This is a genomic window from Nocardiopsis sp. NPDC050513 (assembly GCF_044457925.1).
Taxonomy (GTDB): Bacteria; Actinomycetota; Actinomycetes; order Streptosporangiales; family Streptosporangiaceae; genus Nocardiopsis.
In genome coordinates this window covers 18805-29469 of record NZ_JBITHK010000027.1, presented here as the reverse complement: position 1 = coordinate 29469, position 10665 = coordinate 18805, and the positions used below count along the sequence as shown (strand labels likewise).

The window sequence follows — 10665 nt, the reverse complement described above, 5'->3', positions numbered from 1 at the left end:
CCCCTCCGCTGGCCGGAGGCCCCCGAGGGCCCTCGATCCGGTGCCGGTGGGCCGCGCCACCCCTCGAGCCTATCGGCGCGGCCCCCACCTCGCCGGGGATTGGCCGCACCGGCCCCGAACGCGCCGAGGCGCCCGCCCCGCCGCGGAGGGCGGGGCCGCCGACCCGCCCGGGTGGACGGTCGCCGCCGTGGGGGGCGCCCCCGAAGTGGAGGACGGGCTGACCAGGGCCGTCGCCGACCGGCCCGACGTCACCGTACGGACCCTGGCGGCGGACGAGGCCGAGGCGCACCGGCTGTGCCCGGCGCCCGGTTACCACCTGATCCGCCCCGACGGGTACGTGGCCGCACACGGTCACGGCGCCGACCGGGTCCGACTGCGCGCCGAACTCACCGCCCACCTGGGCGCACCGGCGAAGGACCCCCTGGTCGCGGGCTGACCGGGACACCCCTCCCCTGGCACGGGCCCCGGTCGCGCCCCTCTGGCCACGGGCGCGACCGGGCGTTCCAGCGAGGCCCCCGTGGCGCGGACGGTACCCGCCGCGGGGGTCAGCTCCAGCCGTAGCGGCCCCGCAGCACCTCCGCGATCAGCCGGAACCGCTCCTCGTCCAGGACGGCGGCCTCCCGGCGGATGCCGTCCTCGTCGAACTCGAAGAGGCGGTCCACCCGCACGTGGGAGTCCCGTCCCTCACGGTCCCAGGGGCCGGTGCCGATGGGCAGCCAGTCCTGGGCCTCCCAGGCGTCGGGGCTCTGGGAGGAGAGCATGAGGCCGTGCAGACGCCCGTCCTTGCGCCCGACGACGAGCATGGGCCGGTCCTTGCCCTGCTCGGGGTCCTCCTCGTAGGGGACCCATGTCCACACGATCTCTCCCGCGTCGGCGAGGCCGTCGCGTTCGGGCGCGTAGGCGATCCTGGTGGCGTTGCGTTCGGTGGGGATCTCGCGGACGCGGCCCCGCTGGGGGTGCGGGGCTCGCCCGCGCGTGCTGTGTTCGCTCACGCACCGCATCCTAGGGCTTCAGCGGCTTCCCCGCAGGGAGACGGCGATCCGGCGGCGTGCCCGGCGCCCCTCCGGGGTGGGCGTCAGGGGGTGGACGTGGATCGCCCCGACCGCCTCGTCGAGCCGCACCCGCGTTCCCGCCGCGAGCAGCGCGCCGTGCAGCCGCAGGACGTCGCCGTGGAACAGGTCGCGGGTGCCGATGTACAGATCGGTCGGCGGCAGCCCGGCCATCGGACCGTTGACCGGGCTGATCCGCGGGTGGGCCAGGTCGTCCCCGCCCGCCCAGGCGCGCGCCGACTCCAGGAGGGAGACGGGACTGAGCATGGGGTCGGCCTCCGCCACCGCGGGGATGGACGGGTGGGACAGGGTGGCGTCGACCCACGGGGAGATCAGCACCAGCCGCGCGGGGAGGGGCAGTCCGGCCCCGGGGAGCGACTGGGCGAGGGCGAGCGCCAGCCCGGCCCCGGCGGAGTCGCCCGCGAACGCGGTCCGCTCCGGCGGCAGGCCGTCGAGGAGCCCGCGGTGGACCTCGGTGAGGAACGGGAACGCCTCCCGGTACGTGTGCCGGGGCGCCAGCCCGTAGACCGGGACCTCCACCCGGCAGCCCGCGTCGGCGAGCCGCGAGACCAGTGCCCAGTGCGCGGGGCCGATCTCGCCGACGTAGGAACCGCCGTGCAGGTACACCACGGCCCGACCGGGGTCGGCGACCCTCCCGGGGCGGACGGTGTAGACGGAGAACCCGCCGACCGTCCGCCGGGTGACCCCGTGCCGGCGCACGACCCACCCGGGCGGCGCCGGGTCGGCCTTGGCCCGGGCGATCCGCCTCCGGGCGCCCTCGACGGTCTCGACCGGACGCTTGCGCGTGGGCCGGAGGACGCCCGAGAGCACGCGGACGGCCAGACTCGCCATGTCGTCTCCCTTCGCCGGGGACGGGATGTCCCGGAGAGACCCTCTCACAGTCCGCGGCTCAGGACGAAGGGGCATTGACCTCAGCGAACGCCTACCGGCTCCCGCGATGCGCCGGTCAGCAGGTCTCGAAGAGGTATCCGGGTTCGTCCGGGACGACCAGGTCGCGGTCGCGCAGGATCGTGCCGGCGGGGGTGTCCGGGTCGGCGCACGCCTCCTCGAAGGGGATCTCCAGGGTGTCGGGGTACTCGACGGCCAGGACCGCGTCGCCGTACACGTCCGTGTAGGCGGCGCACTCCTCGTAGGCCACGCACTCCTCGGCGACGGCCAGGTCGAACCCGGCCTCCTCCCGCGCCCGCCCGGCCAGTTCGGCCGAGTTCTTCTGCGCGACGGCCAGGCCGAGGCCGTGCGCCCCGTCCGCGAGTTCGGTGGCGAGCAGCAGGGCGTCGTCGGCCGTGAACGCACCGTCCGACCGGGTGTAGGAGTCGAGGTTGTCGAACTCCACGGCGTCGAAGCCCCGCTCCGCGCAGTCCTCGACGGTCGCGCCGACGATCTCGGCGATCCCCGCGCGCCGCTCCTCGGTGGACACGTCCAGCAGGAACTCGTCCGGCCAGTCGGGGTCGACGACGAACGCGCCGTCCCCGTCGCGCAGCAGCAGGTCCGGGTGCTCGGACACCCACATGTCCCGCTCCTGCGGCTGGGTCTGGAACCCGTTGACGTAGCAGACCGAGTACAGCTCCGGAGCGGGCTCGTCGGTGGCGTCGCGCACCACGGCCCCCACGTCGGAGGGCGGCTCGTAGGCGCCGCCGAGCTGGTAGTCGAACGCGCCCGCGGGAGGGAGCTCCACGCCGTCCGCCCCTGTGGAGGAGAGCTCCGCCCCGTCGCCGGTACCGCCCGCCGCGCACCCGGCGCCCAGGACGGCCAGGACGACGGCGGCGACGGCGTACCCCGGGGCGACGCCGCCGCGCCGGATCACAGGACGACGAGGTCGTCGCGGTGCACGAGCTCCCGTTCGTAGGAGGGACCCATCTCGCGAGCCAACCACCGTGTCGACCTGCCCATCATGTCGGGAACCTCGGACGCGTCGTAGTTGACCAGTCCGCGCGCGACCACGGTACCGCGCTCGTCGCGCAGGTCGACCGGGTCCCCCGCGCTGAAGTCCCCCGTGACGCGGACCACCCCGGCGGGCAGCAGCGAGGCCTTCTCGCTCACGACCGCCACGACCGCCCCGGGGTCCAGGACCAGGCTGCCCCGGCCGGCGGTGGCGTGGGCCAGCCACAGCTGACGGGTCGAGGGGCGGCGCCCCCGCGTCGGGGCGAAGAGCGTGCCCACCCGCTCCCCCGCCAGTGCGGCGCGCGCGTTGGCGGCCGAGGTCAGCACCGTCTGCACCCCGGCCTCGGTGGCGATGCGGGCCGACTCGACCTTGGTCACCATGCCGCCGGTGCCCACGCCCCGCTTACCGCTGCCGCCGATGTCGATGCCGTCCAGGTCCTCGGGGCCGCGCACGAGGTCCACCACGGAGGTGGAGGGGTCGGAGGGGTTGCCGTCGTACAGGGCGTCCACGTCGGAGAGCAGCACGAGCGCGTCCGCGCGCATGAGGTGGGCGACCAGGGCGGCCAGCCGGTCGTTGTCGCCGAACCGGATCTCGTGGGTGGCCACGGTGTCGTTCTCGTTGACGATCGGCACCGCCCCGATGTCCAGCAGGCGGCGCAGCGTGCGCTGCGCGTTGCGGTGCTGCACCCGCCGCATCATGTCCTCCACCGTGAGCAGGACCTGGGCGGCGTTGAGGCCGTGCCCGGCCAGCTCGGCGGTGTAGGACGCCAGCAGCAGGCCCTGGCCGACGCTGGCGGCGGCCTGCTGGGAGGCCAGGTCGCGCGGGCGCCGGGTCAGCCCGAGGGGGGTCATCCCGGCGGCGACGGCGCCGGAGGAGACCAGGATGACCTCCTGCCCGAGCGCGCGTCGGGCCGCCAGGACCTCGACGAGGCCGCGGATGCGGCCGGAGTCGATCCGGCCCTCCGGGGTCGTCAGCGACGACGACCCCACCTTGACCACGACCCGCCGAGCGGTCGCCACCGCCTTGCGGCCCGCGACCTCCAGATCGTCGATGTTCTCGGTTCCCAAGGTGTCCACCGGGGGCTCTCCATCCGTGGCACGGCTCCAGGTTCGGTCGCCGTGCGCGTACCTGAGTGTGGGTCCGGCTGGTGTGGAACGGTGTCCCCGCGCGGGTCAGCCCAGCCGGGCGTCGGTGCCGCGCGGGCCGGACGGGACGACCTCGGCGTCGGTCGACGGGTCCCAGTCGAAGACCACGGAGTCCTCCTCGGTGCCGATGTGCACCTCGGCGCCCTCGGTGGCACCGGCCTTGGCCAGCTCCTCCTCGATGCCGAGACGGTTGAGCCGCTCCGCGAGGTAGCCGACGGCCTCGTCGTTGGAGAAGTCGGTCTGGCGCACCCACCGCGCGGGCTTGTCGCCGCGCACCCGGAAGGCGTTGCCGCCCAGCGGGACGACCTCGAACGGCGTCTCGCCGATCATCTTCGGGCGGATCACGATACGGGTGGGCTCCACGGGCGGGGCGGCGGCGCGCGCGGCGGCCACCTGCTCGCCCAGGGCGAAGGACAGCTCGCGCAGGCCCTCGCGGGAGGCGGCCGAGACCTCCAGGACGCGGTACCCGCGTTCGACCAGCATCGGGGTGACCAGCTCGGCGAGTTCGCGGGCCTCGGGCACGTCCACCTTGTTCAGCGCGACGATGCGCGGACGGTCGGACAGGTCGACGCCGGTGCGCTCACCGTAGGCGGACAGCTCCGCCTCCAGCGCCTCCAGGTCGCTGACCGGGTCGCGGCCGGGCTCGTAGGTGGCGCAGTCCAGCACGTGCAGCAGCGTGGAGCAGCGCTCGATGTGGCGCAGGAACTCCAGGCCCAGGCCCTTGCCGTCGCTCGCGCCGGGGATGAGGCCGGGCACGTCGGCGATCACGTACTGGACCGCGCCCGCCTCGACCACGCCGAGGTTGGGGATCAGGGTGGTGAAGGGGTAGTCGGCGATCTTGGGCCGGGCCGCGGACAGCGCGGCGATCAGCGACGACTTGCCCGCGCTGGGGAAGCCCACCAGACCGACGTCGGCGATGGTCTTCATCTCCAGGCGCACGTCGAAGGCCTCGCCCTCCTCGCCCTTGAGGGCGAAGCCGGGGGCCTTACGCTTCTTGTTGGCCAGGGCGGCGTTGCCGAGTCCCCCGCTGCCGCCCTTGGCCAGGACCAGGCGGGTCCCGTGGCCGACCAGGTCGGCGATGACCTCGCCGTCCGTCCGGGTGACCACGGTGCCGTCGGGGACCGTGAGCACGAGGTCCCCGCCGTTGGCCCCGGCGCGGTGGCCGCCCTGCCCGGGGGTGCCGTTCTGGGCGGTGCGGTGGGGGCGGCGCTGGTAGTCCAGCAGGGTGGCTGTCTGGGCGTCGACCTCCAGGACGATGTCACCGCCCCGGCCGCCGTTGCCGCCGTCCGGGCCGCCCAGCGGCTTGAACTTCTCACGGTGCACGGAGGCACAGCCATGCCCGCCGTTCCCGGCCTTGACGTGCAAGACCGCCTCGTCGACGAAGTCAGGCATTGCTCTCCCCGTTACTCGTGCGGGCCCACCCCGGGAGGGTCACCGCGAACCACACGCGTCAACCAGTGACAACGCGAGGGGCGGGCCAGTGTTCCCTGGCCCGCCCCGAAATCCACACCGTCCGCGAGCGACCTACTCGGCGGCGGCGGGGACGATGTTCACGGCCTTGCGGCCTCGGTAGTTGCCGAACTTGACCTCGCCGGCGACCAGGGCGAACAGGGTGTCGTCGCCGCCGCGGCCGACGTTCGCGCCCGGGTGGAACTTGGTGCCGCGCTGACGGATCAGGATCTCGCCGGCCGAAACGGTCTGACCGCCGAAGCGCTTGACACCAAGCCGCTTGGCGTTGGAGTCGCGACCGTTACGGCTGGACGAAGCGCCCTTCTTGTGTGCCATCTCTCCAGGCCTCCTACTTCGCCGCGATGCCGGTGACGCGCACCTGGGTGTGCTTCTGGCGGTGACCCATGCGCTTCTTGTAACCGGTCTTGTTCTTGTACTTCAGGATGTTGATCTTGGGACCAGCGGTCTCACCGAGAACCTCGGCGGTGACCGTGTAACCGCTCAGCTTGTCGGCCTCGCTGATGACGTTGTCACCGTCGACGACAAGGATGGGCTGCCAGATCAGGGTGGCGCCGGCCTCCTCGGAGACCCTGTCGATGTTCAGGACGTCATCGACGGACACCTTCTCCTGTCGGCCGCCCGCTCGCACGATCGCGTACACCGGGTAACTCTCTTCCTGCTCGCTCAACGAATAATGCACTCACTGGGACCATTCCCGGGGGAAGTCCAGGCCCGCTCGCGCGGAGCCCCCGGGTCAGCCCTGCCTGTGCCAGGCCTGGCTGTGAAGGGGCCGCTCCCACCGTGGTGGGAAGAAGCCTCGTTCCACGATCCACTGATCGCCTGTAGCGGGGCGCGGGGATCTGAGGGAAACAAACCCTGCGTGGAGAGCACTTCGGTGTCGGGGCGCGGGCTCACACGGAGCGCGCCGACGCACCGCCCATCAGATTACCACCGACCCGCCGCGCGGCTGCACACCTGCTTGCTCCGGCCCTCCGCTCCGCTGCGGACCCGACCCCCCTGAGGCACAGCCCCGGGGGCCGCACCACGCGTCCGTCCCCCGGGAGCGACCCGCGGGGACGGACGCGGCGGGTGGTCTAACCGGCCTCCACCGCGGTCGGCGAGGCGGCCGCCGCCTTGGTGCGCCGGGTCCGGCGGCGCTTGGGCCGTTCGGCGGTCTCCTCCTCGGCCGCGGGCGCCTCCGCCTCCGGAGCGGCCTCCTCGGCGGGAGCCTCGGCGGCCGCGGCGCGGGTGGTCCGGCGCGTGGTGGCGCGCCGGGTCCGGGTCTTCCTGGCCGGGGCCTCGGGCTCCGGCTCGGCGGGCGCCTCGGGCTCGGGCGCCTCGGCCCGCTCCTCGGCCGGAGCCTCGGCGGTCTCCCCCTCGGCGGCGGGTGCGGCCTCGGCGGCCGGCTCCTCCGCCGGCTCGGCGGCCTTGCGGGCGCGGGCGGTCCGCTTGCGGGTCCGCTTGGCGGGCTTGTCCGCCTCTTCGGCCGCCTCGTCGGCGACGGGCGCGGGCTCGGCCTCGGCGGGTTCGGCCTTCTTGCCCGCCTTCGTCGCCTTCTCCGGCTGCTCGGCCTTCTCCGCGGGCTGCTCCGCCTCGCCCTTGCCCTTCTTCTTCTTGCGGCCGCCGTTGCCGCCCTTGCCCTCCACCGGCTCGGTGGACAGCACCAGGCCGCGGCCGTTGCAGTGGTCGCAGGTGTGCGAGAAGGCCTCCAGGAGCCCCTGGCCGACCCGCTTGCGCGTCATCTGCACCAGGCCGAGCGAGGTGACCTCGGCCACCTGGTGCTTGGTGCGGTCGCGCGACAGGCACTCCAGCATGCGGCGCAGGACGAGATCGCGGTTGGACTCCAGCACCATGTCGATGAAGTCGATCACGATGATGCCGCCGATGTCGCGCAACCGGAGCTGGCGGACGATCTCCTCGGCCGCCTCCAGGTTGTTCTTGGTGACGGTCTCCTCGAGGTTGCCGCCCTGCCCGGTGAACTTGCCGGTGTTGACGTCGACCACGGTCATGGCCTCGGTGCGGTCGATGATCAGCGACCCGCCGCTGGGCAGCCACACCTTGCGCTCGAGCGCCTTGTTGATCTGCTCGTCGATCCGGTAGGCGGAGAAGACGTCGCGGTCCTCGGTCCAGTGCGACAGCCGCTCCGACAGGTTCGGCGCCACGTAGTCCACGTACTCGTGGACGGTGTCCCACGCCTCCTCCCCGGCGACCACCAGGCTGGAGAAGTCCTCGTTGAACACGTCGCGCACGACCCGCACGGTCAGGTCGGGCTCGCTGTTGAGCAGCGACGGAGCGCTCGCCGACTTCGACTTGCGCTTGATGGACTCCCACTGGTTGGCCAGACGCGAGATGTCGCGCTCCAGCTCCTCCTCGCTGGCCCCCTCGGCGGCGGTGCGCACGATCACGCCCGCTCCGGACGGCATGACCTTCTTGAGGATCTGCTTGAGGCGCGCGCGCTCCTTGTCGGGGAGCTTGCGGCTGATCCCGGTCATCGACCCGCCCGGCACGTACACCAGGTAGCGGCCGGGAAGGCTGATCTGGCTGGTCAGACGGGCGCCCTTGTGCGCGATCGGGTCCTTGGTGACCTGCACCAGGACCGACTGGCCGGACTTGAGCACCGACTCGATGCGCTTGGGCTGTCCGTCCAGGCCGAAGGAGTCCCAGTTGACCTCGCCCGCGTACAGGACGGCGTTGCGGCCCTTGCCGATGTCGACGAAGGCGGCCTCCATGGACGGCAGGACGTTCTGCACCCGGCCCAGGTAGACGTTGCCCACGTAGGAGCGGTGGGTCGACCGGTCGACGTAGTGCTCCACGAGGACGTCGTCCTCCAGCACCGCGATCTGGGTGCGGTCGCCGTTGCGGCGGATCACGAGGTCGCGCTTGACGGACTCGCGACGGGCCAGGAACTCCGACTCGGTGACGATCGGCGCGCGGCGGCGGCCCTGCTCGCGCCCCTCGCGGCGGCGCTGCTTCTTGGCCTCCAGCCGGGTGGAGCCGCGGACCGCCTGGACCTCGTCCTCGATCGGCTTCTCCTGGCGCGGCTCGCGCACCTTGACCACGGTGTTGGGCGGGTCGTCGGTGGTGGCCTCGGCGGCCGTCCCGGCCCTGCGGCGACGGCGGCGGCGCCGGCGGCTGCCGCGCTCGCCCTCCTCGGCGGGGGTCTGCTCGGGCGCGGCCTCGGCGGCCTCGCCCCTCTCCTCCTCGGCCTCGCGGGCGCGCTCCTCGTCCGCGCCGGACTCGGCCTCGGCGAAGGTCTCCTCGCCGGTGCGCGAGCGGCCCCGGCCCCGGCCGCCGCGGCGGCGGCGCCGGCGGCTCGGCCGATCGTCGGCGCTCGCGTCCTCGGCCCGGGCGCCGGTCTCCTCGGCGGTCTCCTCGCCCTCGTCCTCGTCCTCGTCCTCCTCCTCCGCGGCCTCCGGCTCGACCGGCTCGGCCGGTGCGGCGGGCGCCGGGGCGGCCTGCTGGGCGACCGGCGGCTGGAAGAGCATGGCGGGCGACTGGAAGACGGCGGCGCCGGAGGTCTCCTCGTCGGCGGGGGCCTCAGGCTCCGCTGGCCGCGCGGCGGGCTCCTCGACGCGGCCCTGCGCGGCGGGGGCGGGTTCGGCGGCCGGGGCGGCGGCCCTGGTGCTCCTGGTCCGCTTGCGCGGGGCGGGGGCCTCCTCGTCGGGGCTGCCGGCCGCGCGCACCGTGCGCCGGCGCGGGGCCGCGCTCACGGAGGTCTTGACCGTTCCCCCTTCGCCGGAACCGGCGAGCGTGGTCCTGGGCTGGGCGGGGGCGGCGGCGTCGTCCGGCTCGGGGGGCGGTCCGGCGGCGCGGCGTGCGCCCTTGGCGGAGCCGGGCGTGGTGACCCGCACCGCGTCGTCCCCCGCAGGGGGCGTCGGCGCCTTGGCGTTGGCTGTTTCAGTTGTACCCGCGGCGCCGTCGGCGCCGTTCGTGGGCTCGTTGTCGAGCATCCGGGCGGTCTCCCGTCAAAGTCCTCGGGCGCGCCGCGACCTCTCGGTCGGCGGCGCGGCTCACGAGAACTGTCGTCGCTGTGTCAGCGCCGGCGGCACCGGGGTGTCGCCGGGGCAAAGTCCTGTGTTCGCGCCCATGGACCCCACCCTGGGGCCGCTCTCGGGCGCCGACGGCCGTGGTGCGTTCTCGCTCCGCTCCAGGTGGTCGTCCGCGAGTCCGGTGCCCACGGTGGTGTGGGCGTAGGGCCGGTCCGCGGTGAGCGGGTCCGCGATCGCACCTGTCTTCTCGTCCAGTGGCCCCTGCGCCAGCCGGGTCATCAACGGTGATGACGGCGGCGCGAGGTCGGCCACGAGTCGCAGGCCGGTCAGCACGTCGTCTGGTCGCACGGCAGGTGTCGTGTGCCGAACGACCATTCGAAGTATGGCATATGTCGCGTGTTGTTCCCCTGGGGCGCGCCCGTCGGGCCCGCCCGCCACGTCGAGTCGAACCACGGCCGGTCGTGCGTCGAACCGGCGTCGGCCCTTCTTCGTCATCCGTTCCACCTCGACACTGTCGGCGGCCAGGAAGGCGCGGGCCGCCGCGGCGGCCTCGTCGTGATCGACGCCCGGCAGTTCCACCCGCCACGCGGAGGCCTGGAGCCGGTCGGCGAAGCCGGGGCCTCGGGCCTCGACGACCTCGACCACGTCCACGCCCTGGGGCATGGCCGCGTCGATGACGGCTCTGACCCGCTCGGGGTCGCGCTCCTCCGCCAGGGTGAGTTCGAGGTACTCCGCGTCGCTGGCGACCCCCGTGGGGGCCGCGCCGGTGTAGGAGACCTTCGGGTGCGGTGAGAAGCCCTCGGAGAACGCGACCGGCACGTCCGCTCTGCGCAGGGCGCGCTCCAGCGCCCTGGCGACGTCGCGGTGACTGGCGAACCTCATCCGGCCCCGCTTGGCGTAGCGGACGCGGAGCCGTTGACCGGGCCTGGTGGTGGAGGGTGAGGTGGTGCCCTCGGATGCGGGGGGCAGCTCAACTCCTTTCCTCGTGCCCCCGGTGGGGTCGGCGTGCGACCTGAAGGGGCAGTTCCTCAGTCCTGTTCAGCGTACGGTGCGCCGTGGTGCACATGCGCCAACAGGACTACGCATACCGGTACCTCCCCCGCTGACCTGCGGTCGAAAAGTCCCCGAGG

General features: G+C 73.8%; 9 protein-coding genes and 1 pseudogene. 1 reads left to right on the top strand and 9 read right to left on the bottom strand.

Translation table 11 applies throughout. The features are described 5' to 3' along the window. Positions 1–436: pseudogene (locus tag ACIBFB_RS27070) on the top strand (hypothetical protein); the annotation flags it as partial. A 109-nt stretch (positions 437–545) separates the two neighbouring features. Here ACIBFB_RS27070 and ACIBFB_RS27065 read toward each other — a convergent pair. From ACIBFB_RS27065 to ACIBFB_RS27025, 9 genes are all read right to left on the bottom strand, one after another. Further along, on the bottom strand, positions 546–1001 hold the full coding sequence (locus tag ACIBFB_RS27065; protein ID WP_397234963.1) for a type II toxin-antitoxin system PemK/MazF family toxin: 456 nt from the start codon (positions 999–1001) through the stop codon (positions 546–548). A gap of 9 nt (positions 1002–1010) precedes the next feature. Beyond that, positions 1011–1901, bottom strand: a complete 891-nt coding sequence (locus tag ACIBFB_RS27060) for an alpha/beta hydrolase fold domain-containing protein (protein ID WP_397234961.1) — start codon at positions 1899–1901, stop codon at positions 1011–1013. 115 nt (positions 1902–2016) lie between these two features. Beyond that, entirely contained in the window at positions 2017–2871 is an 855-nt protein-coding gene (locus ACIBFB_RS27055) for an endo alpha-1,4 polygalactosaminidase (protein ID WP_397234967.1), read from the bottom strand. Beyond that, on the bottom strand, positions 2871–4028 hold the full coding sequence (gene proB, locus ACIBFB_RS27050; protein WP_397234959.1) for a glutamate 5-kinase: 1158 nt from the start codon (positions 4026–4028) through the stop codon (positions 2871–2873). The genes ACIBFB_RS27055 and proB overlap by 1 nt, the downstream gene beginning before the upstream one ends. A 96-nt stretch (positions 4029–4124) precedes the next feature. After that, positions 4125–5489 (bottom strand): GTPase ObgE, encoded by a 1365-nt coding sequence (gene obgE / locus ACIBFB_RS27045; RefSeq protein ID WP_397234957.1) that lies wholly within the window; start codon positions 5487–5489, stop codon positions 4125–4127. Between the two features lie 132 nt (positions 5490–5621). Further along, positions 5622–5882: a 50S ribosomal protein L27 gene (rpmA, locus tag ACIBFB_RS27040; protein ID WP_075928003.1), complete on the bottom strand. Its 261-nt coding sequence runs from the start codon at positions 5880–5882 to the stop codon at positions 5622–5624. A 13-nt stretch (positions 5883–5895) separates the two neighbouring features. Further along, entirely contained in the window at positions 5896–6207 is a 312-nt protein-coding gene (rplU, locus tag ACIBFB_RS27035) for a 50S ribosomal protein L21 (protein WP_397234965.1), read from the bottom strand. 433 nt (positions 6208–6640) lie between these two features. After that, positions 6641–9496, bottom strand: a complete 2856-nt coding sequence (locus tag ACIBFB_RS27030) for an Rne/Rng family ribonuclease (protein ID WP_397234955.1) — start codon at positions 9494–9496, stop codon at positions 6641–6643. 60 nt (positions 9497–9556) lie between these two features. Beyond that, the gene (locus tag ACIBFB_RS27025; RefSeq protein WP_397234953.1) at positions 9557–10417 is read right to left on the bottom strand and encodes a TIGR03936 family radical SAM-associated protein; all 861 of its coding nucleotides are present in this window, start codon (positions 10415–10417) and stop codon (positions 9557–9559) included. Positions 10418–10665 lie beyond the last annotated feature (248 nt).

Excerpts from the sequence above, each read along its gene's own strand:
- ACIBFB_RS27065 (WP_397234963.1), bottom strand. The coding sequence starts at position 1,001 with ATGCGGTGCGTGAGCGAACACAGCACGCGCGGGCGAGCCCCGCACCCC.
- ACIBFB_RS27060 (WP_397234961.1), bottom strand. The coding sequence starts at position 1,901 with ATGGCGAGTCTGGCCGTCCGCGTGCTCTCGGGCGTCCTCCGGCCCACG.
- obgE (WP_397234957.1), bottom strand. The coding sequence starts at position 5,489 with ATGCCTGACTTCGTCGACGAGGCGGTCTTGCACGTCAAGGCCGGGAAC.
- rpmA (WP_075928003.1), bottom strand. The coding sequence starts at position 5,882 with ATGGCACACAAGAAGGGCGCTTCGTCCAGCCGTAACGGTCGCGACTCC.
- ACIBFB_RS27030 (WP_397234955.1), bottom strand. The coding sequence starts at position 9,496 with ATGCTCGACAACGAGCCCACGAACGGCGCCGACGGCGCCGCGGGTACA.
- ACIBFB_RS27025 (WP_397234953.1), bottom strand. The coding sequence starts at position 10,417 with ATGAGGTTCGCCAGTCACCGCGACGTCGCCAGGGCGCTGGAGCGCGCC.